Origin of the sequence: Rhizobium sp. YJ-22, assembly GCF_029601685.1 — a bacterium.
In the GTDB taxonomy this organism is placed as follows: Bacteria; Pseudomonadota; Alphaproteobacteria; order Rhizobiales; family Rhizobiaceae; genus Metarhizobium.
This window is the reverse complement of the sequence record NZ_JARRIR010000003.1, coordinates 326,741-346,754: the sequence shown is the minus strand read 5'-3', so window position 1 is coordinate 346,754 and position 20,014 is coordinate 326,741. Positions and strand designations below refer to the sequence as shown.

Genomic DNA, 20,014 nt, shown 5'->3' with positions numbered 1-20,014 from the left:
CTTCAAACGCTTACGCGTCCAGCCACACCTTCTCGCACAGCCGGCCGTTCGCCAGGTCGAACTGGCTATGCGGCGTATGCCCTTTGACGTGGCTGCGATGCGCATCCAGCCAATCCGAGAACACCGGGATCAGCGCGCCACCCTCTTCCGAAAGCATGGCCTGCATGTCCCAGATCAGCTGCTTGCGCTTGCCCTCGTCGACTTCGGCGCGCGCCGCGTCCAGCATCTTGTCGAAGCTCTCGCTTTTCCAATGCGTCTCGTTCCAGTTGGCGCCGGAGCGATAGGCGGAGGCCAGCATGTCGGTAGCCGAGGCGCGGCCGGCCCAGTAGGAGGTGCAGAACGGCGCCTTCAGCCAGACATTGCTCCAGAAACCGTCATGCGGCTCCTTCTTGACGTCGACCTGGATCCCCGCCTTGCCGGCCGAGGCCTGGAACAGCACGCTCATATCCACCGCGCCGACATAGGCCGCATCCGAGGCGGAGAGCACGATCTTGCTGTCGGCCAGCCCGGACTTTTGCAGGTGGAACTTCGCCTTGTCGAGATCGAAGGCGCGCTGCGGCAATTCGCTGTTGAAGAAGGGATCGGACACCGGGATCGGCTGGTCGTTGCCGACGCGGCCGAAGCCGTTGAACAGCGCCGAAAGGATCTGCTCGCGGTCGCAGGCATATTTCAGCGCCAGGCGGAAATCGGCATTGTTGAACGGCGCGACGTCGCTCTGCATCGCCATGATCGTGTGCCAGCCGCCCGGCGCCTGCACCAGCTCGATGCCGGGGGCCGCCTTGAACAGGTCGACGGCGCGCTTGTCGACGTCGTTGATGACATCCACCTGCCCGGCGACCAGCGCATTCATGCGCTGCACGATATCGTTGACGACGGTGATCTCGATGCGCTCGACATTGCCGCGCCCGTCCTTCCAGTAATTGCCGGCATTGACCAGCACGCAACGCACGCCCGGATCGAAGCTTTCCAGCTTGAAGGCGCCGGTGCCGACCGGATTGCCCCAATCCGAAAAGCCCTCGGGCACCACGAGGATATGGTAATCGCTGAGCGCATAATGCAGGTCGACATCCGGGGCCGAGAGCGTGATCTTGACCTGGTGCGTATCGAGCTTGGTCACTTCCTTGATATGGCTCAGCGAGCCGGCGATGGCCGACTTGCTGTCCTTGCCGGTATGCAGCGACAGCGAATAGAGGATGTCGTCGGCGGTCATCGCCTTGCCGTTATGGAAGGAGACGCCCTTGCGGACGTTGAACACCCATTCGGTGCCGCCGGCGCCGATCTCCCAGCTTTCGAACAGTTCCGGGCGCGGCACGCCCTTCTCGTCGATCTCGATCAGACCGTTCATGATCGCATAGCCGACGAGCAGCGGCACGGCATTGGAATAGGTGGTCGGGTTCAGCGTGTCGGTGGTCGAGCCGCCGCGCATGCCGATCTTCAGCGTGCCGCCCTTCTTCACGGCTTCCTGCGCAAAGGCGCGGCCGATCATGGTCGAGGCGGAGGCGGCCGTGAGGCCGAGCAGCGCCGAGGTCTTCAGAAAATGCCGCCGCGACTGTTCGCCGAGCAGGTTCATGTCGTTCATTCCCATGCGATCTATCCCTTTGCTGCCTGTTATCTGCCCGCTTCGAGGGCGCTGAAAATATCGTCGATCAGATCCTGCGTGCCTTCGATGCCGACCGAAAAGCGCAGCAGCGCCGCATCGACATGCGAATTCGGCCCTTCCACCGCCTCGCGCCGCTCAACCAGGCTTTCGACGCCGCCGAGCGAGGTCGCCGGTTTCCAGATGCGCGTGCGCTGCATCACCCGTTCGGCCTCTTGCCTGCCGCCTTCGACGATGGCCGAGACCATGCCGCCGAAGCCGCCGCGCATCTGCCGCGCCGCCAGCCCATGGCCGGGATGGTTTTTCAGGCCCGGATAAAACACCGCCTTGACCCGCGGATGGGTCTGCAACGCCGCCGCCAGCGCCTCGGCTGACCGACAGGCGCGCTCGACGCGCAAATGCAGCGTCCTCATGCCGCGCATCAGCAGCGCCGCCTGGAACTGGCCGAGCAGACCGCCGGTATAATCCCGGTTGAAGACTACCTTTTCCCAGAAATCGTCGGCCTTCGCCGTCAGCGCCGCACCGGCCAGCACGTCGGAATGGCCGTTCAGATATTTGGTGGCGGAATGGACGACGAGATCGGCGCCGAAGGAAATCGGCTGCGTCAGGATCGGCGTCGCCACGGTATTGTCGACCACGAGGCGCGCGCCGGCCGCGTGCGCAATCTCGGCAAGGGCCGTGAGATCGTAGATATGCCAATGGGGATTGGAGGGCGTTTCCGCCCAGACGAGGCGTGTCGCGCCGGGCACGAGTTTTTCGCGCACCGCATCGAGGTCTGTCATGTCGACATGGTCGATGCCGATGCCCCAATGGGCGGAGTACTGCTTCAGCCAGGTGCGCAGCCCGTGATACATGTCGATGGGGAAAACGCAGTGATCGCCGGGCTTCAGCGCCAGCAGCACCGCCGTCATCGCCGACATGCCCGAAGCGAACAGCCGGCAATCGGCAGCGCCTTCCAGCACCTTTAGCGTCGCTTCCGGCTGCTCCAGCCCCGGATAGCCGTAGCGGCTATAGCTCCAGCCATCCGCCGAATATCCCTCCGGCGGGCGCAAAAAGGTCGTCGCCAGATGGATCGGCGGCACCACCGCGCCGGTCGGATCGTGGATCTCGCAGGCGCCTTGCGCCAGCGTGGTATCGGCAACGTAGTGCGGCATGCGAACCAAAATTCCCCGTCCCTTGAAATTCCGGGGCCGCCTCCCGAAGCCGGCCCGGAGGCGAGTATGGCATTGGCGGGGATTATGGTTTTCTCATAGTGATCCGCCGGGGCGAGAAATTCATAACCGAATGCGGCTCGTCACGCATAAATCTTCCGCCGCGCTCGCCTTGCCACGGTGGGGGAAAGGCTCTAGCAAACGGGCACATCTATCATGGAGTCCCGCGATGTCGCAAAAGCTCGTTCTCGATCGCATCGACCGAAAACTCCTGAACCTGATGCAGCAATCGAGCCTGCCGACCTTCCAGCAACTCGCCGACAAGGTCGGCATTTCCCAGCCCGCCTGCCACCGCCGCATCCGCCGCTTGCGCGACGCCGGCGTCATCCTCGGCGATATCTCGGTGGTCAACCGCGCCTATTCGGAGCGCAAACTCTCGCTGTGGATCGAAATTTCGCTGTCCTCGCACCAGCTCGACATGTTCAACGCGCTGATCGACGTGCTGCGCGCCTCGCCTTACGTCTCCTGCTGCGACGTCATCACCGGCGACACCGACATCCTCGCCTGCCTCAACGTCGCCGACATGGAAGAATTCCGCGAAGTCACCCGCGACTTCATGCGCCGCTGCCCGATCATCAAGACCTACCGCTCGATCACCGTCGCGCAACATGTGAAACTGCAGCCGACGCTGGCGTTCGATGAGGAGTGAGGGCTGGATTGCAAACGACGTCGGGAACGCCTATTGTTTAAGGACGTTGAATCCTCGCCGTTTGGGATTCCGGGAGTTGAGAATGGCCACCGCGAAATCCAGCATACCCCATCATCACCCGCGCCACAGCCGCGCGGACGATGGAAAGGCGCGCGCCTTTTCCAAACCCTCAGCCGAAGAAGCCGACTATAACGGCATGTCGCCGGACGAATGGAAAGCCGCCCTGCGGAAGGATGTTGAAGACCGATTCGGGCCGACGCCCGATGACCTGGTGCCGGTCGGAGAGGTTGGCTGGTAATTGCCGGACCTCGGTCCCGACGATATTTTCGATCTCGAAGCGACCGCCTTGCCGGTCGCTTTTGATATTATCTGGTGCCATTTTCCGTATCGACAGCAGGGGCTTGAGCCCGGTCCCGTGGCGCGGCCTTGCCTGGTGCGCAGGGTTTATCGGCGCGACACCCTGATCAAGGGCGTGCGCCATGCCGTCGGCTATGTCGTTGTCATCTACGGAACCAAGCAGATCGACAAGTTCAATCCGCCGCATGGCCTGCATGTGGACGATGCCGAAGAGAAGCGGGCCTGCGGGCTGAGCGTCGATACCGTCTTCGATCTGAGCGATCACCTGACGCTTCCCTGGTCCCCGCGTTATTTTTCAAACGCGAAGGGCAGGTCGACGATTTCCGGCCATTTTACCGATGCCATGAAGGAACGCCTGAAAGCGCAATACAAACAGTTCACGGGCGCTTAGTCGCCGTGCAAGTCCCCTCCCCCCGACATGGCAGGGAGAGGGATAAGGATGACAGGCTCAGGTCCGCCCGAACTCGTCGACGATACGCACGATATCGTCTTCGCCCAGATACGACCCCGTCTGCACCTCGATCAGTTCCAGCATGATCTTGCCGGGATTGGCGAGGCGGTGCATTTCGCCGAGCGGAATGTAGACGGATTCGTTTTCGCGCAGCATCTGCACCTTGTCGCCGACGGTGACTTCGGCCGTGCCCTTGACGACGATCCAGTGTTCGGAACGGTGATGGTGCTTCTGCAGCGACAGCTTCTTGCCCGGCGTCACGAAGATGCGCTTCACCTGGAAGCGGTCGCCGTTGCAGATCGAGGTATAGCCGCCCCAGGGGCGGTAGGAGGTCGGGTGCAGCTCGGTCAGCTTCGAGGTTTTCGGCGACTTGGCCAGCAGCTTGACGAGGCTGCCGACATTCTGGCTGTCCTTGAGATTGCCGACATAGACGGCATCCTCGCTGGCGATGACGGCGACGTCTTCCAGCCCCTGCACGGCCAGATGCACGCCATGGGTCATGACCAGCGAATTGCGGGTGTTGACGACCGTCGTATTGCCGGTGGCGACGTTGCCGTCGGCGTCGCGGTCGCCGGATTTCCACACCGAATCCCAGCTTCCCAGATCCGACCAGCGGAAGGGCGAAGGCACAACCGTGGCGTTGGCGGTCTTTTCCATGATCGCATAGTCGATGGAAATGTCGGGGCTCTTCGAAAACGCTTCGGCGTCGAGGCGGGTGAAATCGAGATCGTTGACGGCGGCGCGCACGGCCTCGCTGGCGGCGCGCACAACTTCCGGCGCATATTCGTTCATTTCGGCCAGCAGCGTCGAGACCTTGAACATGAACATGCCGGAATTCCAGTAGAAACCGCCGGCGGCCAGCATGTCCTCGGCCTTTTCCAGAACCGGCTTCTCGATGAAGCGCTTGACGGCCTGGATGCCGTTTCCGACCTCCGTGCCGCCCTCGATATAGCCATAGCCGGTGGCCGGCTCGGTCGGCGTGATGCCGAAGGTCACCAGCTTGCCGGAGGCGGCGCCGTCGCGGGCGGTGCGCACGCAATCGAAATAGGTGGCGTTGGCGTCGATTTCGTAATCCGAACCCAACACATGGATGACGGTATCGGCATCGAAACGCTCGGCAACGACGGCAGCAGCGGCGGCGACGGCCGGCGCGGTGTTGCGCGCCATCGGCTCCAGAAGCACGGTGGAGAGCGCCACGCCCACCTCGCGCGCCTGTTCGGCCACGAGGAAGCGGAATTCCTCGTTGGTCAGCACGATCGGCGCTTCGTAGACGGCGGTGTCGGACACGCGCATCAGCGTTTCCTGGAACAGGGTCTGGTCGCCGACGAACTGGATGAACTGTTTTGGCGCGGTGGCGCGCGACAGCGGCCAGAGCCGGGTGCCCTTGCCGCCGGCCAGAATGACGGGAACGATTTTCTTGCTCATCTGTGCACTATCCTCAAAACTGGCGGCCGGTCTCGCCATGCCCGGCGGAAGGTTCATCGGCCCTGCCGGCGGCCCGCCTTCCAGGGCCGCGCGAGGGGTTCTACAGCAAAGGCCGGCAAATCGGAATTGATTTTTGGACCGCGCGACACGTCATTTTACGGTACATGCGGCGCGCGAGACACAACCGCGCCCCCCTGCCCGGCACGCTGCCCCATTGACGGCGCCATCATTCGCCGCGATAGGGTCAGGGCGAAGAAGAACCCTGGCCCCCGCCAGCCGAAACAGGAGTGCAAGCATTGAGCGAACCGACCGTAGCAGAGGCAACAGACCGCATCTATCAATCGCTGCAGGCGGATAATGCCGATCTCGACACGCATATCGCCACCCTCAAGGCGGCGCTGACGCGCGAGGGCCTGAAACAGGCCGTCTTCGACCCGGCGAAGCTCGTGCAGAACAACCGCTCGGGCCGCAAGCTGATGCAGGCCTATTTTCGCCAGCGCGGCGTGACGGTGACCTTCTCGGCCTCGTAACCCTTTCCAAGGTGTCGCGGCCGAAAACGCATGGCGGCTTCGGCCCGACGCGGGCTTCCACCGCTACGCCACCGCGGGCGCAAGCACTTAGGTGACGAAGGGCATGATATCGACGCCATCGCCGGGAAAGACCGTGATGTGGGGATGGTCGAGGAAAAGCTGAGCGGCGGCATCGGCGCTCTCGGCCTCGACGACCAGATAGCCGCAGAACGGATTGACCGCCTCGGAAACGCCGTCCCGGGTGACGCGTGTCGTTTTCCCGACCATGCCGCCACGATCCAGGATTGACGCGGCATTTTTTTCCTCCCAGGCCGCCCACTGTTTGACCCCGACGGCATCGACAGCGTCCTGATCGGCTTTCGGCATGCTTCTGAAAGACGCGACGTCTTCCGATTTCATGGTGTAAACGGCAAGAAAACGGGGCATGAACCACCTCCATGAGAATGCGCCACGACAGAGCTTACCGGTTTTGCGATGCTTTTGCAGCCACGCTATATTCCGCGAAGTCACGGACCTATTGCCAGGGTATCGGTCGAATACGGGAAGTTGGCGATGCGGAAGCGGCCGGAAGCGGAAGGCAGGGATAGTGTCTGCATGTGGTATCGATCCGTAATCCCATGCTAGACAGCCATACCGTCAGCGCATCAACCGAGATGGAACTGTCCGCATGAAATGCCTTCGCATCTACGCCACCCCGGATGGCGAATCCCATTTCGACGAGATCGAATTGCCGACAATGCCGGTATCGGTGCATCCCGACGCCGTTCCTTTCGATGTGACGGCCAGCTATCCGGCATCGCGCGTGCGCATCACCCATATCCCCGCCGGCATGCGCCCGGTCGCCTGGCACACGGTGCCGGAACCGGTGCTGACGATCCGGCTGGATGGCGCGGTGGACTACGAGACCAGCGACGGAGCCGTCCGCCATGTCCCGGCCGGCAGCTTCGTGCTGGTCGAGGACACGCATGGCAAAGGCCATCTGTCGCGCCATGCCCCGCAGGCCCAGACCGTCATCTGGATTTCGCTGCCGAACGGACTTGAGCCACCGGCGGAATAGTCGGTCTGAGCAGGCTGGCGCTATGGCGAACAACACAGCCGCTCGTGGTGCGCAGCCGCAAGCGGGTGCGCAGCCAACCCGAAGCGGCCCAGACGCATTGCAAAACTCGGTCGCAAAAACGCGGCTTCTGCATAAGAATTTTACGATCGAAATACATGTCTACCGAATGCTGTCGCAAGCGACGAGCATTTTTTCGTCTGCCACGACGTGCCCGCCGCCGCCGCGCCGCCAGATGGCCTGGAGCCAGAAACCATGTGCATCGAAAACCCTGTCGTTTCGGATCAGCATAAGCGGCGTCGGCTCATTGGAGCTGTAGGTTTCGGCAAAGTGTTTCGCGTCCTCCAGGCTGGGAAGTTCCAACGCGATGTCCTCAAATCCATCATTTCCTTCCAGATGATACCGTCTCGCATCACCATCGACCTGAGTAAGCTTGAAGCGCAACCGCATGGGAATGGCATGCAGAGGAATGCACACATCCGCAACATTGCACGCTGCCACCAAAGAGCATGACCATGGCGGTGGTCCCGGCGGCACCTGAGCCACCACCGCTGATGCCGGGAAAAGAAACAAAAGCGACGCAATAAATCTCACAAGCTCTATTTCCTCAAAAAAACCAATTGAAACGAACATACAGCCCGCCACAATCGACGAAAACGCAGTGAGAGCGACATTGACGCTTCGGCGTCATGACGGTAGCCGGCCAGATGCAGCCGTTTGCAGCGGTGGCGTCGTCGTTCCCCTCGGGCAGTCGCCCGCCCTACTCGCGAATCTCGATCTGTGCTTCATGCGCTGCGGCGATGAAGGCCATTCTTGCCTGTTCGGGCGTCTTCCTGCCCTTGAGCGCGGCCTCGATGACCAGCAGGGCGCGGTCCAGGGCTTCGCCGTCCTCGGTCGGCCAATCCTCGATGAGGGCCCATGAGGCCTGTTGCAGCGTGCTGATCGTCGTGAATTTGCCCGGGCCTTCCAGCGCCAAAGTCACGCCCTTGTTCCAATTGTCGCTCACGGCTTTGCCTCCTGAATGCGGTTTTTCAGGGTGATAGCATCGAACGGCCGGTTTGATGAGAGGGCTTCCCCTCCCCTTCCACGCAAAAAACCCTTCGCGACGGCGTTCCGTCGCGAAGGGCCTGTCGTGCGCAGCTTGCGTCGCCTCAGGCCGCGTAGGCGATGTTGCGCGTCTGCCGGGGCGAAGCCGGTGCGCCGTCCAGGCGGAACTGGGCGAGCAGGGCGGCAAGCTCAGCCGCCTCGCCGGCGAGGCCGTGGCTGGCGGCGGTCTGTTCCTCGACCATGGCGGCGTTCTGCTGGGTGCCCTGGTCCATGGTGTTGACGGCGGTGTTTATCTCCTGCAGCCCCGTCGCCTGCTCGCGCGTCGCGGTGACGATGGCGTGGACATGGGCATTGATCTCCTGCACCTCGCGCACGATGACGTCCAGCGCCTTGCCGGTCTGGTTGACCAGATCGACGCCGGCGCGCACCTGGTCGCCGGAGGTGGTGATCAGCGCCTTGATCTCCTTGGCGGCCTTGGCCGAGCGCTGCGCCAGCTCGCGCACTTCCTGGGCGACGACGGCAAATCCCTTGCCGGCCTCGCCCGCGCGCGCCGCCTCGACGCCGGCATTCAAAGCCAGAAGATTGGTCTGGAAGGCGATGTCGTCGATGACGCCGATGATGTTGGAGATCTCGTCGGAGGATTTCTCGATGCCCTGCATGGCGCCGACGGCACGCTGAACGATCTCGCCGGACTGTTCGGCGCCGGCGCGGGTGCGGGTGACGAGATTGCCGGCCTCCTCGGCGCGCCGCGCGCTGTCCTTGACCGTCGTGGTGATCTCTTCCAGCGCGGCGGCGGTCTCCTCGACGGAGGCCGCCTGCTGCTCGGTGCGCCGCGCCAGCTGGTCGGCGGAGGTGCGGATCTCGTTGGCGCCGCCATCGATGGCCATCGCCTTCTGCCCCACGGTGTTGAGCGCCTTGTTCAGCTTGGAGACGGAGCCGTTGTAGTCGAGGCGCAGCCGGTCGAGATCGCCGGCGAAGGGCGTTTCGATGCGGTAGACGAGGTCGCCATCGGCGAGGCGTCCCAGCGCATCGGCCAGCGTGTGGGTGGCAAAGGCGACGGTTTCCGCCTCGCGCGCCTTCAGCGCCTCGCGTTCCTGGCGTTCGCGCTCGGTCAGCGCCTGGTTTTCCTCGGCCTGGCGGGTCAGCCGCCCGCGCTCGACGATATTGTCGCGGAACACGGCGACGGCGGCGGCCATCTGGCCGATCTCGTCGGTGCGGTGAGCTTCGGGAATTTCCTCGGAAACATCGCCGCGCGCCAGCTTGCTCATCATGCCGGTCATGCGCACGACCGGGCGGACGACCATGTTCGAGAGCAGCATGGCGAGCACGCCGACCATGGCGATGACGCCGACGACGGTGGCGATGGTGGCGGCGATGCGGAATTCGCCGACGGCGGCATAGGCCATGTCGCGATCGACGATGACACAGAGATACCAGCCTTCGACCGGCAGGTTATGCACCGGAATGAAGTTGACCAGCACCGGCTTGCCGGCCAACTCGGTCTGGCTGAGGCCGGCGCCGATGACCGGCGTCTCCTTGGGGAAGATGTCGCCGAGCTTCTTGGCGAGCATGGCGTTGTCGGGGTGGACGAGGACCGTGCCGTCCTTGTTGACCAGGAAGGCCGAGCCGATGCCGCCCATGTCGATATCGCGGATCATGCCGAGCAGGCTGGTGAGCGAGAAATCGGTGCCGGCGACGCCGGCCAGCTTGCCGTCGCGCTCCACGGGCGAGGCGACCGAAAGCACCAGCTCGCCGGAGGCGGCATCCGTATAGGGATCGGTGATGATCGGGCCGCGCGCGGCGACGGCATCCTTGTACCAGCCGCGCAGGCGCGGATCGTAACCCTTGGGCATTTCGGCGGCCGGCAGGCGGGTGAACGAACCGTCCTGCTCGGAGCCGAAATAGATCATCGAGAATTCGCGCGTCATCATCGGGTTGTCGAAGCCCTTGAGCATCGCGTCGTTCGACGGCGCCTTGCCGGCGATGTCGCCGGCGAACTGGGTGAGCATCACGCGGGCATTCAGCCAGTTGGCTATGCCGGTCGCCGCCAGCTCTCCTGACGACTGGATGTCCTCACCGATGCCCTTGGCGGTGGTCTGGCGCTGCAGGCTGTCGATATAGACCGAGAAGCCCGTGAGCGACGCGACGACGACCAACGACGCCACCATCAGGATCTTGGCCATGAGGTTGAAACGTGTACGCAAGGAGGAACCCCCGTGGATGTCACCCGGCCGCGTGTCTGGCGACAGCGGGGCCGAATTCGTTTTTCTGGAAGATGGTCGCCGTCATGGCGGGGCTGCGACGCAAGGTCGCGCTGAGCCGAAGCTAGGCCAAGGAGGTTAAAAACGCCTGAATCCCGGCGGTTTGGGCGATTCCAGCGGGAAAGCGGCCGGCGCGGAGATCCCGCCCCGCACAAAATTCGATGCCGCGCGTTAACCGTTTGTTTTCCCTTGTCTCCTTCCGCCTTGTCTTTCTGGCCGGCCGGTCTGCCGCGCATCGTCGGCGCGTCCCGCCGCCTGCCCCTGCGCAGGAAAAATTGCGTAACCGCATTTTTTTCGCGGCGCCACGCATGGGCTCAGAACCGCGCCGCCTCCCTGGCCACGGCATCCGAGATGAAGGTGGCGACGACATGGATGCGGCGCAGCGAGCGCACGGATTCATGGTAGGACAGCCAATAGGCGCGGCGGATGGTCTTTTCGGGCAGCACCGGAACCAGGTCGTCATGCAGCCTGGCGATGAAGGCATGCAGGATGCCGATGCCGGCGCCGGCCCGCACCGCCTCCACCTGCCCCAGCGCGCTGGAGATCTCGAAGGCCGGCTTCCAGTCGCGGGTGATGTCGGGGGCGTAGTTCAGCGAGGGATTGATGACGAGATCGTCGACATAGCCGACGAGGCGATGGCCCGCGAGGTCGTCGATTGCGGCGGGCGGCGGATTGTCGGCCAGATAGGCGCGGCTGGCATAGAGGCCCAGCGAATAATCCACCAGTTTTCGCGCCACCGAGCGGCCCTGGTCCGGCCGCTCGACGGTGATGGCGATATCCGCCTCGCGCCGCGACAGCGAGAAGGAGCGGGGCACCGGCACGAGCTGGATTTTCAGATCGGGATACCGCGCCGTCAGTTCGCCGAGGCGCGGTGCGAGGAAGGTGACGCCGAAACCATCCGGCGCGCCGATGCGCACCGAGCCGGAGACCGCGACATCCTCATCCCCCAGCGAGGAGCGCACCGAAAGCATTTCCGCCTCCATGCGCTCGGCCGAAAGCAGGAAAGCCTCGCCCGCCGGCGTCAGGTCGCAGCCATTGGTGCGCCGGGTGAGCAGGCGGGTCTTCAGCGCCGCCTCCAGCGCGCTCACCCGCCGCGCCACCGTCGCGTGGTTCACCCCCAGCCGGCGCGCGGCGGCGAGAATCTGCCCGGCGCGCGCGACCGCGAGAAAGATGCGCACGTCATCCCAGTTCATGCCCGCGCCCCCGCCTTGCGAGCCCGCCCGCCCTGCCCTCCCCCCGCGAGGCGGTCTTCGATACGGCACACCGGCGCCGTTTTCCCTTTCTCCTCCCGGGAGAACAAGGGATGCGCAGGGCTGGAGTGGCTACACGCCATGGCGAAAATGTCATCCTTCATGCCCTCTCTCCCGCTTTCGAACATCCATTTCCGCACAACGGATACGCCGAACCTCGTCTTGCTATGATCAAAATTTAAAGCCATGATCCGCCCATCTCGTCAACGGAAACATCAGGGAGGCTAGACCCATGCGGGAAGTCGGACATTTCATCGGCGGCAAGCATGTCGCCGGCAAGAGCGGCAAGACGGCGGACATCTTCCAGCCGATGGACGGCACCATCCAGGGCAAGGTCGCGCTGGCGACCTCGGCCGAGGTGCGCGAAGCCGTCGAAAACGCCAAGGCGGCGCAGCCCGCCTGGGGCGCGATGAACCCGCAGCGCCGCATCCGCATCATGCGCAAGTTCCTGGAACTGGTCGAGGCCGAATATGATTCGCTGGCCGAGCTGCTGGCCCGCGAACACGGCAAGACCGTCGTCGACGCCAAGGGCGACATCCAGCGCGGCCTCGAAGTCATCGAAGTCTGCCTGGGCGCGGCCCATATGCTCAAGGGCGAGTTCACCGACAATGCCGGCTCCGGCATCGATACCTATTCCATGCGCCAGCCGCTTGGCGTCGTCGCCGGCATCACGCCGTTCAACTTCCCGGCGATGATCCCGCTGTGGAAGGCCGGCCCCGCCATCGTCTCCGGCAACGCCTTCATCCTGAAACCCTCCGAGCGCGATCCGGGCGTGCCGATGCGCCTTGCCGAACTGTTCATCGAAGCCGGCCTGCCGGCGGGCATCTTCAACGTCGTCAACGGCGACAAGGAAGCCGTCGACGCGCTGCTCGACGACAAGGACGTCCAGGCCATCGGCTTCGTCGGCTCGACGCCGATCGCCCAGTACATTTATGGCCGCGCCACCGCCAACGGCAAGCGCGCCCATTGCTTCGGCGGCGCCAAGAACCACCTGATCATCATGCCCGACGCCGACATGGACCAGACCGTCGACGCCCTGATCGGCGCCGGCTACGGCTCGGCCGGCGAGCGCTGCATGGCAATCTCTGTCGCCGTTCCCGTCGGCAAGGACACCGCCGAGCGCCTGCTTTCCAAGCTGGTGCCGCGCGTCGAAAGCCTGAAGGTCGGCCCCTCCACCGATGCGTCCGCCGACTTCGGCCCCGTCGTCACCAAGCAGGCCCTGGAGCGCATCAAGGGCTACGTCGATCTCGGCGTCCAGGAAGGCGCCGACCTGGTCGTCGACGGGCGCGGGTTCAAGATGCAGGGCTATGAGGACGGCTTCTACATGGGCGGCTGCCTGTTCGACAACGTCACGCCGGACATGCGCATCTACAAGGAAGAAATCTTCGGCCCGGTTCTTTCCATCGTTCGCGCCGAGACCTATGAAGACGCACTCGCCCTGCCCAACGACCACGAATACGGCAATGGCGTCGCCATCTTCACCCGCGACGGCGATGCCGCCCGCGATTTCGCCAGCCGCGTCCAGGTCGGCATGGTCGGCATCAACGTTCCGATCCCGGTTCCGATCGCCTACTACACCTTCGGCGGCTGGAAGGCCTCCGGCTTCGGCGACCTGAACCAGCACGGCCCGGATGCCTTCCGCTTCTACACCAAGACCAAGACCGTCACCTCGCGCTGGCCCTCCGGCATCAAGGACGGCGCCGAATTCTCCATCCCGACCATGAAGTAACTATCTTCAAAGCCTGAACACAACGACCGCCGCCTTCGCAAGAGGGCGGCGGTTTTGTTTTGTAGCTCTCCAAGGGCCTGTTGGAATGCCGTGGTTGCCGCTGGGCGTCTTCTGAAACCGCCCTCCATGAACGGCGCGCCCTCGCCCACCCCTTCTCCCCTCGGACACGAAAGGATTCTGGCGGAACGAGACCGACCAACACGCAACGGCCCGGTCCTTTAAAAGATGGACGAAGGGGAAGGAGATCCGTTCTGGAGTGGCTGGACCTTGTCACCTGACAAGGTTTCGAAACAACCGGGAGGCATCGGGCGGTAGCCGCCTCCCTTCCAAAAACCTTGTCACCTGACAAGGTATGCCACTATCGATCCAGCGTTATGACCGTTCCGGTCCGCGCCCGGAAAAGCGCCAGGTCCGGATGCGCCGCAATCGTCGCATCGATCCTCTCGGGGCTTTCGGTGTTGAATGCAAACAGCCCGTAGTGATGCAGGATGGCGGCGCCCGCGCCAACGGCCTGGGTCAACTCCACCGCCTCCTCGAGCGAAAAATTGCCGGCGATGCCGCGTGCGGAAAGTTCCGGCCGTCGGCCGTTGACAGGCAGCAGGGCGATATCCGGCTTCCATGCCGCGACCTCCTCGACCAGCCCCTCGAACGGCACGCAATCGCCGGAATGCCAGATGCGAAGGCCGTCCGCCTCGATCCCGTAGCCGAGAAAGCGGTGATGCCCCTCGTCGTCCCGCTCCAGCGCCTCATGCGCCGCCCGCGTCGGGAGAATGGTCAGCGGGCCGAACACCAGGCGCTCGCCGGCATCCGTCGGGATGAGACGATCGCCATCGAGGCCGGAGCGGTCGATGGCTTGCGTCTGCGAAGCCTTTGGCGCCAGCAACGGCGCGGCGGGATTGGTGGCGAGCAAGGCGGGCAGGGTGCCGGGGTCCATATGGTCGGTATGGGCGTGCGTAACGAGCACGGCGTCGACATGCGCGATGCCCTCCGGCGTCACCGGCGCGGGCATCATCCGCTCATGCGGCGTTTCGCTGCCATGGTATTTTGTCGCCAGCGTATCCGAGAGATATGGATCGATCACCACGCGCCGGCCGGCCAGGTCGATGACGAAGCCGGCCTGGCCGAGCCAGTGGATGGCGAGGGATGCCGCCGGCGGTTCGGCGAGCATCGAGGGCAGGGGGCTTGTGGTTGCGCGGGCCATGAAGGGCATCGAATATTTCCCTGTGTTCGGTGACCGGAGCTGCCTCGTGGTTGCGGAGGGAACAGGACCGGCAGGCCGGCTAAGGAGCATTTGCGCCCGATCCGCCTAGCGCCCGGCGGCTTGCCTGGCGATGTCCGAAATCCTTTCGAAGACCGGCCCCGAGGCTGGAATGTCGATATCGAAAACCTCGGCGATGACCTGCGTCCAGCCGTGCAGAAAATAGGTCCAGCCGCCTTCGATGCCCAGCTTTTTGGCCTGCTGTTGGGCGCGGGCCTGGTCGAGGAAAACGAGGTCGCCGCGATAGTTCAGATCCCAGGCGATTGCCCCTTCCGGAAAAACCGCCGCAGGTGACAGGGGGGAGCCTGGAGCATCCTTCCCGAGGCCGGTGGCGTTGACCACCAGCGAGCCGGGTTTCAGGCCGCAGAGCACGGCGTCGTTGTCCTCCAGCCGCGCCGAAAGCACGTATTCGACCGGCACGGCGCTGTCGATTTCCGCGTGGATGCGGCGGATGTCGTCGAGGCGATGCGGGTCGCGATCGGCGATGACGATGCGGGACGGCACATTGTCGCCGCGCGACCGGCGCATCAGGTGCCAGGTAAAGGCGATGGTCGAGCCGCCGGCGCCCATGGAAAACAGGTCGGCCCCGGTGCGGGCAAAATAATCCGGCCCCAGAAAACCATCGATGGCGAGGCCGGAAGAAATCGGATCCTTGGCGTGGCAGATCAGCCTGCCCTCCCGCTTGGAAATGCAGCTCGTTTCGTCCATCAGTTGCGCATGCGGATCGATCTCGTCGAACATGTCCTTGCAGGCATTGAACAAATCGATCTTGTGCGTGGTCACCAGCGCACCGCGCGAGAGGGGATCGTCGCGGATGAACTCGACGGCGGCGCGATAGGCGGCCGGGTCGTCATGCAGGGCGAAGTCGATGCCCTGGATCGCCGCATCGGTGAGGCCGAGATAGTCGGCCCAGGCGGGAAACACTTTCATGATCGAGCTTTTGGCGGTGGTGACGCCGATGAAATACAGCGTCGGGCGGGTGGCGGGCTGAAGCACGGTCATGATGTCCTCAGGCGTAATCGCTGAGCAGGGCGGCGACGGTGGCGGCATCGCGGGGGCGGTAGTCGGCATTCTCCACCAGTTGCCAACCGCCTTTGCCGTCGCTCATCACCCGGTGGCGCATGCCGTTGGAACGCTCGATGATGCCGTAATCCTGGCCGCTATCGGAAGGGTAGGCGAAAACCATCACCAAATCCTCCTCGCCGACATTGATCGAGCGGTGGATCCAGAAAGGCGGCACGTAACAGATGGTCTGTGGGCCGATTTCGACGATGCGGGTTTCGCCCTCGGGGGATTCGAGCTGCATCAGCCCCCGGCCCTGCTGGCCGTAATAGATCTCCGGGCGGTCGGCCCTGGCATGGATATGGCCGCGGGTGAAAAAGAATTCGTCGCCGACCTTGCCGGGAATCATGCGGGTGACGCCATAGATCAGGTCGCCGGCTTGCGTGCCCGGGCGAAAATCCTCGACGGCATAGACGAGAGGATTGCCGAGCTCCCGCATCAGCTTTTCATGGGCATCGGCATCGAGATAGAGGCCGTCGAGGTCACCGAGCTTCTTTTCATATCGCCCCGTTCCGCCGCCCAGCCCGCCTGTGACCACATCGACGACGCCGCCGAAAGGTTCGCGTATCATTCCCGATCTCCATGCCTGATGTCGCGTCGCTACGGCGTCGCGCTCCGTGCGTGCATGTTTACATCAGAATCGGCCTGCTCGAAAGCATTTTCGGGAACATTACTACAGAATTGAACGCTGCGGTGCACAAGTTCCAGTGGTTGACCCCGCGCTTTGTTGTGCCACTACAAATCCGTCATCAAAAATAGCCGTCAATCCTTCAGTGCGGCGGCAATTCCGGCGCGGATGCAGGAGAGCGACGGCAGACTGGTGATGCCCCGGTTGTTGCGCAGCGGCGGCGCATGATTGGTCTTGCCAGCATGGGCGCATTGCCTGACATGGTCGAGCAGCACCAGGCTTGCGGCCGGATCGGGAAACAGCTTCCAATCGAACCGGCCGCCGGCAACCGGCACGCCGAGCAGGTAATCGAAGCCGGCGATGACACAAGCGCGCGCATCCTCCTGCGACATCGCGCCGGCTTGCGGATCGACGAACACGAAACCGCCCTACGCCCAGCCATTGGCCTCGCCCAGAAAGGCGGAGCAGGGCGGATGCGAAACGGGGAGGGGACGCAGCATCGCGGCGAAATCGGCGGAAACGCCGTTCTTTGTTAGTAACTCCTTACGCTCTGCCGTGTCCTTGCCCAAAAAGCCCGGCAGGACGACGATCTGCAAGCCGCCGCGCCCGAAGCGGGCCGGGCGATAGCGATCCGGGCGCAAGCACGCAATGTGTCGAGCGCATCGCGGCCGGCCTCGCCCTCGGTTATGGCATGCACCTGCGGCTGGTTGTCGGGGAAGAGGTGAACATCAGCAGCGCGAGGAAGGGGAGGGCGAAGACAATCGCGATGCCGTTGATATGCCTTCCCAGTATGCTCAAAGCGTGATCCGCAATTCGGAAAGCGCCTGCTTCATTTCCTTGACGTCTTCCATATGCGCCGCGCCGCGCCGCAGCGCCACCGAGGTGGAAAGAATATCGATGACGGTCAGTGCGGCGATGCGGGAAATGGTCGGCGTATAGATATTGGTGTTTTCCAGCGTCTCGGCGCGCAGCACGATATCGCATTCCGCTGTCAACGCTCCCCTCATGCCGACAAGGCCGATGACACGGGCGCCGCGCGCCCGGGCCAGCCGGGCGATCTCGACAATGGAACGTGTCGCCGCCGTGTTGGAAATCATCACGGCGACATCGCCCGGCCCCAGCATGGAAACGGTCATCACCTGCTGGTGCGAGTCGATTTCCGCGCCGCAGGGCACACCGAACAGCGGAAATTTCTGCTGCGCATCACGCGCCACGATGCCCGAGGCACCGAAACCGAAGAATTCGATGCGTTTTGCCGCCGTCAGGCAATCCACGGCCGCCGTCAGCGCCCGCTTGTCGAGGTGATGGCGCGCCCAGTCGAGGCTGGTCATCATGTAGTCGAAGATCTTGTCGGCGACATCGTCGGGCGTATCGGTATCGGCGATGACGGAATGGGTGGCCGGCAGGCCGAGCGCCAGGGCCTGCGCCAGGCGCAGCTTGAAATCCTGAAACCCCTCGCAGCCGATGGCGGTGCAGAAGCGGATGACGGTCGGCTGGCTGACCTCGGCGAGATCGGCGGTTTCGGCGACCGTGGCGGTGAGGATACGCCTGGGATCGGCAAGCACGACGTCGCAGACCTTGCGGTCCGATTTGCGCAGGCTGCCGCGCATGCCGCGGGCGATTTCCAGGATATTGGCGCCGCTGGCCGGCGGCTCGGTCTGCATTTTCATGAATGGCTGGCCCTTCGCTTGGCCCCGCCCTCCCCTTTCGGGGCAGGGGAGGGGGCTTTACCCGATCAGATGACGGTGTAGCCGCCGTCGACCAGCATGTTTTCGCCATTGATCATCGCCGCGCCCTCGCCGGCGAGGAAGCAGGCGGCGGCTGCGATTTCCCAGGGCTGGGCAAAGCGGCGGGTGGGGATGGCGGCGCGCGCCCGCTCACCCTTTTCGCCGGCCCAGCCGACCAGCGCCAGATCCGTCTCGACCACGGTCGGCGAAATCGCATTGACGGTGACGCCGCGCGGGGCCCATTCCAGCGCCATGCATCGGGTCATGCCAAGCAATCCAGCCTTGGAAGCGCAATAGGCGACATGGCCCTCGATGCCGATGACCGCCGCCTGCGAAGCGATGTTGACGATGCGGCCATAACCGCGCGCCAGCATTCCCGCAGCAACGGCGCGGGCGACGAGGAAAGCCCCTTTGAGATTGACGTCCATGTGCCGGTCCCAGACCTCGGTCGTCAGGCTTTCGGCGGGCGCGAGGATGCCGATCCCGGCATTGTTGACCAGCGCATCGATGCGCCCGAGCGTCTCTTCCGCGGCGCGGACGGTTGCGGCAATCCCGGCCTCGTCGCAGACATCCATGACGAAGGCGCGGTGGCGGGGGCCGAGTTTTCCGGCGGTTTCATGCACCGCCTCGCTGCGATCGGTCAGCACGACGGTCGCGCCGCGGGCGCAAAAGGCCTCCGCCATCGCCTGGCCGATGCCGCCGGCCGCACCGGTGACCATCACCACGCGTCCCTCGAATTCGCTGTCGTTGATTTTCATGCCGTCCGCCTCCCGGTCCCGGCGGCGCCTGCCTCCAACGCCGCCAGCGATTTGTAGTCTCGCAACCGGGATTCGGTCAAACCTTTCCGCGTGGCGACAGGCTCAGCGGCGAAAATCCTCCAGCCGGCGTTTCTGCCGGCCCTCGGCGTCGAAATTGTCCGGGTCGAGCCAGGCTGTGAAGGCGGCGGAGAGATCAGGCCATTCGCCGTCGATGATCGAATACCAGGCGGTATCGCGATTGGCGCCCTTGACGATCAGGTGCTGGCGGAAGATGCCCTCGAAGCTGAAACCGAAGCGTTCCGCCGCCCGCTTGGAAGGCGTGTTGTTGTTGTTGCATTTCCATTCGAACCGGCGGTAGCCGAGCTCGCGGAAAATATGGTCGGCGAACAGGAACAGCGCCTCGGTCGCCGCCGGCCGGCGCGAGATCAGCGGTCCCCAGTAGATGTTGCCGATTTCGGCGACGCCATTGGCGGCATCGATGCGCATGAAGGTCTGGCGACCGGCGATTTTTCCGCTCTGCCGGTCGATGACGGCAAAGAACATCGGATCGGCGCTGGCGGCCGCCGTGTCGAGCCAAGGCTGGAAATCGGCCCGGCCTTGCGGCGGATTGTCCGGCAACCAGGCGAAACGGCCGTCGATATCGGCGACGCTCGAGGCCTCGTAAAGCCCGTCGCCATGGACCTGTGCGTCGAGCGGCTCCAGCCGCACGTAACGCCCCTCGAAGATCTTGCGTTCCGGCCGCGGCCGCGGCGTCCAGTTGCTCAAATCAACCGTCATGTCATCCATCCTTTTTCATCCCGGCAGTCTCGCCATATCTGCATGGTTTCTGGCTCCGCACCAGCCGTCTTGCCAAGAACCAATCCACCGGTTTGCCGTCGAACCATTTTTAGAACTATGGCAATACCTTGATTTCATGGAAGTATCCGGCTCAGGAGGGGAGGGGGCTTTTCGCCGCGCCGATCACGCCGCGCGCGCGCGCCGCCGCCATCACCATCGGGCCGACGGAGAACTGGCCGCGGG

The 20,014-nt window shown here is 64.0% G+C and carries 22 protein-coding genes; 6 read left to right on the top strand and 16 right to left on the bottom strand.

What is annotated here, in order from left to right; genetic code table 11:
- Window positions 1-10: 10 nt before the first annotated feature.
- Window positions 11-1,585, bottom strand: coding sequence for an ABC transporter substrate-binding protein (locus tag P7F60_RS09625; protein WP_277917515.1), 1,575 nt, complete (start codon window positions 1,583-1,585; stop codon window positions 11-13).
- Between the two features lie 23 nt (window positions 1,586-1,608).
- Complete coding sequence (locus tag P7F60_RS09620; protein WP_277917514.1) at window positions 1,609-2,751, bottom strand: PLP-dependent aspartate aminotransferase family protein; 1,143 nt, start codon at window positions 2,749-2,751, stop codon at window positions 1,609-1,611.
- Between the two features lie 226 nt (window positions 2,752-2,977).
- Here P7F60_RS09620 and P7F60_RS09615 point away from each other — a divergent pair, with 226 nt between their 5' ends.
- The 3 genes from P7F60_RS09615 (at window position 2,978) to P7F60_RS09605 (ending at window position 4,205) form a co-directional block, all read left to right on the top strand.
- On the top strand, window positions 2,978-3,457 hold the full coding sequence (locus P7F60_RS09615) for an Lrp/AsnC family transcriptional regulator (protein ID WP_277917513.1): 480 nt from the start codon (window positions 2,978-2,980) through the stop codon (window positions 3,455-3,457).
- An 82-nt stretch (window positions 3,458-3,539) separates the two neighbouring features.
- Entirely contained in the window at window positions 3,540-3,755 is a 216-nt protein-coding gene (locus P7F60_RS09610; RefSeq protein WP_277917512.1) for a hypothetical protein, read from the top strand.
- A complete protein-coding gene (locus P7F60_RS09605; RefSeq protein WP_277917511.1) occupies window positions 3,756-4,205 on the top strand; it encodes a hypothetical protein in 450 nt (149 codons plus the stop codon).
- A gap of 57 nt (window positions 4,206-4,262) precedes the next feature.
- Here P7F60_RS09605 and P7F60_RS09600 read toward each other — a convergent pair whose 3' ends face one another.
- Entirely contained in the window at window positions 4,263-5,690 is a 1,428-nt protein-coding gene (locus tag P7F60_RS09600) for a mannose-1-phosphate guanylyltransferase/mannose-6-phosphate isomerase (RefSeq protein ID WP_277917510.1), read from the bottom strand.
- 296 nt (window positions 5,691-5,986) lie between these two features.
- On the opposite strand from P7F60_RS09600, the gene P7F60_RS09595 reads away from it, so the two are divergent.
- Window positions 5,987-6,220: a hypothetical protein gene (locus P7F60_RS09595; RefSeq protein WP_277917509.1), complete on the top strand. Its 234-nt coding sequence runs from the start codon at window positions 5,987-5,989 to the stop codon at window positions 6,218-6,220.
- Window positions 6,221-6,307: 87 nt separating this feature from the next.
- Here the strand turns inward: P7F60_RS09595 and P7F60_RS09590 are convergent, their stop codons facing one another.
- Entirely contained in the window at window positions 6,308-6,646 is a 339-nt protein-coding gene (locus P7F60_RS09590; protein WP_277917508.1) for a hypothetical protein, read from the bottom strand.
- 241 nt (window positions 6,647-6,887) lie between these two features.
- Between P7F60_RS09590 and P7F60_RS09585 the strand changes: the two genes are divergently transcribed.
- Window positions 6,888-7,277, top strand: a complete 390-nt coding sequence (locus P7F60_RS09585; RefSeq protein WP_277917507.1) for a hypothetical protein — start codon at window positions 6,888-6,890, stop codon at window positions 7,275-7,277.
- Window positions 7,278-7,436: 159 nt separating this feature from the next.
- Here the strand turns inward: P7F60_RS09585 and P7F60_RS09580 are convergent, their stop codons facing one another.
- The 4 genes from P7F60_RS09580 to P7F60_RS09565 form a co-directional block, all read right to left on the bottom strand.
- Entirely contained in the window at window positions 7,437-7,907 is a 471-nt protein-coding gene (locus P7F60_RS09580) for a hypothetical protein (RefSeq protein ID WP_277917506.1), read from the bottom strand.
- A gap of 127 nt (window positions 7,908-8,034) precedes the next feature.
- Entirely contained in the window at window positions 8,035-8,280 is a 246-nt protein-coding gene (locus P7F60_RS09575; RefSeq protein ID WP_277917505.1) for a DUF982 domain-containing protein, read from the bottom strand.
- Between the two features lie 145 nt (window positions 8,281-8,425).
- Window positions 8,426-10,525, bottom strand: coding sequence for a methyl-accepting chemotaxis protein (locus tag P7F60_RS09570; RefSeq protein WP_277917504.1), 2,100 nt, complete (start codon window positions 10,523-10,525; stop codon window positions 8,426-8,428).
- 371 nt (window positions 10,526-10,896) lie between these two features.
- Window positions 10,897-11,775 (bottom strand): LysR family transcriptional regulator, encoded by an 879-nt coding sequence (locus P7F60_RS09565; RefSeq protein WP_277917503.1) that lies wholly within the window; start codon window positions 11,773-11,775, stop codon window positions 10,897-10,899.
- A gap of 289 nt (window positions 11,776-12,064) precedes the next feature.
- On the opposite strand from P7F60_RS09565, the gene P7F60_RS09560 reads away from it, so the two are divergent.
- On the top strand, window positions 12,065-13,561 hold the full coding sequence (locus P7F60_RS09560) for a CoA-acylating methylmalonate-semialdehyde dehydrogenase (protein ID WP_277917502.1): 1,497 nt from the start codon (window positions 12,065-12,067) through the stop codon (window positions 13,559-13,561).
- Between the two features lie 358 nt (window positions 13,562-13,919).
- Here the strand turns inward: P7F60_RS09560 and P7F60_RS09555 are convergent, their stop codons facing one another.
- From P7F60_RS09555 to P7F60_RS09520, 8 genes are all read right to left on the bottom strand, one after another.
- Entirely contained in the window at window positions 13,920-14,762 is an 843-nt protein-coding gene (locus P7F60_RS09555) for an MBL fold metallo-hydrolase (RefSeq protein ID WP_277917501.1), read from the bottom strand.
- 105 nt (window positions 14,763-14,867) lie between these two features.
- Window positions 14,868-15,821 (bottom strand): shikimate dehydrogenase, encoded by a 954-nt coding sequence (locus tag P7F60_RS09550; RefSeq protein WP_277917500.1) that lies wholly within the window; start codon window positions 15,819-15,821, stop codon window positions 14,868-14,870.
- 7 nt (window positions 15,822-15,828) lie between these two features.
- Window positions 15,829-16,452 carry a glucose-6-phosphate isomerase gene (locus P7F60_RS09545; RefSeq protein WP_277917499.1) on the bottom strand — a complete coding sequence of 208 codons (624 nt, stop codon included), beginning with the start codon at window positions 16,450-16,452 and terminating at the stop codon, window positions 15,829-15,831.
- A gap of 191 nt (window positions 16,453-16,643) precedes the next feature.
- The gene (locus tag P7F60_RS09540) at window positions 16,644-16,928 is read right to left on the bottom strand and encodes a hypothetical protein (protein ID WP_277917498.1); all 285 of its coding nucleotides are present in this window, start codon (window positions 16,926-16,928) and stop codon (window positions 16,644-16,646) included.
- A gap of 9 nt (window positions 16,929-16,937) precedes the next feature.
- A complete protein-coding gene (locus P7F60_RS09535; RefSeq protein WP_277917497.1) occupies window positions 16,938-17,105 on the bottom strand; it encodes a hypothetical protein in 168 nt (55 codons plus the stop codon).
- Between the two features lie 198 nt (window positions 17,106-17,303).
- Window positions 17,304-18,173 (bottom strand): SIS domain-containing protein, encoded by an 870-nt coding sequence (locus P7F60_RS09530; protein ID WP_347276866.1) that lies wholly within the window; start codon window positions 18,171-18,173, stop codon window positions 17,304-17,306.
- A gap of 71 nt (window positions 18,174-18,244) precedes the next feature.
- A complete protein-coding gene (locus P7F60_RS09525) occupies window positions 18,245-18,994 on the bottom strand; it encodes a GolD/DthD family dehydrogenase (protein WP_277917495.1) in 750 nt (249 codons plus the stop codon).
- 102 nt (window positions 18,995-19,096) lie between these two features.
- A complete protein-coding gene (locus P7F60_RS09520) occupies window positions 19,097-19,771 on the bottom strand; it encodes a GNAT family protein (RefSeq protein ID WP_277917494.1) in 675 nt (224 codons plus the stop codon).
- Window positions 19,772-20,014 lie beyond the last annotated feature (243 nt).

Excerpts from the sequence above, each read along its gene's own strand:
- P7F60_RS09615 (WP_277917513.1), top strand. The coding sequence starts at position 2,978 with ATGTCGCAAAAGCTCGTTCTCGATCGCATCGACCGAAAACTCCTGAAC.
- P7F60_RS09625 (WP_277917515.1), bottom strand. The coding sequence starts at position 1,585 with ATGGGAATGAACGACATGAACCTGCTCGGCGAACAGTCGCGGCGGCAT.
- P7F60_RS09525 (WP_277917495.1), bottom strand. The coding sequence starts at position 18,994 with ATGAAAATCAACGACAGCGAATTCGAGGGACGCGTGGTGATGGTCACC.
- P7F60_RS09555 (WP_277917501.1), bottom strand. The coding sequence starts at position 14,762 with ATGGCCCGCGCAACCACAAGCCCCCTGCCCTCGATGCTCGCCGAACCG.
- P7F60_RS09585 (WP_277917507.1), top strand. The coding sequence starts at position 6,888 with ATGAAATGCCTTCGCATCTACGCCACCCCGGATGGCGAATCCCATTTC.
- P7F60_RS09590 (WP_277917508.1), bottom strand. The coding sequence starts at position 6,646 with ATGCCCCGTTTTCTTGCCGTTTACACCATGAAATCGGAAGACGTCGCG.
- P7F60_RS09620 (WP_277917514.1), bottom strand. The coding sequence starts at position 2,751 with ATGCCGCACTACGTTGCCGATACCACGCTGGCGCAAGGCGCCTGCGAG.
- P7F60_RS09600 (WP_277917510.1), bottom strand. The coding sequence starts at position 5,690 with ATGAGCAAGAAAATCGTTCCCGTCATTCTGGCCGGCGGCAAGGGCACC.
- P7F60_RS09560 (WP_277917502.1), top strand. The coding sequence starts at position 12,065 with ATGCGGGAAGTCGGACATTTCATCGGCGGCAAGCATGTCGCCGGCAAG.
- P7F60_RS09565 (WP_277917503.1), bottom strand. The coding sequence starts at position 11,775 with ATGAACTGGGATGACGTGCGCATCTTTCTCGCGGTCGCGCGCGCCGGG.
- P7F60_RS09530 (WP_347276866.1), bottom strand. The coding sequence starts at position 18,173 with ATGCAGACCGAGCCGCCGGCCAGCGGCGCCAATATCCTGGAAATCGCC.
- P7F60_RS09550 (WP_277917500.1), bottom strand. The coding sequence starts at position 15,821 with ATGACCGTGCTTCAGCCCGCCACCCGCCCGACGCTGTATTTCATCGGC.
- P7F60_RS09580 (WP_277917506.1), bottom strand. The coding sequence starts at position 7,907 with ATGTTCGTTTCAATTGGTTTTTTTGAGGAAATAGAGCTTGTGAGATTT.
- P7F60_RS09610 (WP_277917512.1), top strand. The coding sequence starts at position 3,540 with ATGGCCACCGCGAAATCCAGCATACCCCATCATCACCCGCGCCACAGC.
- P7F60_RS09545 (WP_277917499.1), bottom strand. The coding sequence starts at position 16,452 with ATGATACGCGAACCTTTCGGCGGCGTCGTCGATGTGGTCACAGGCGGG.
- P7F60_RS09520 (WP_277917494.1), bottom strand. The coding sequence starts at position 19,771 with ATGACGGTTGATTTGAGCAACTGGACGCCGCGGCCGCGGCCGGAACGC.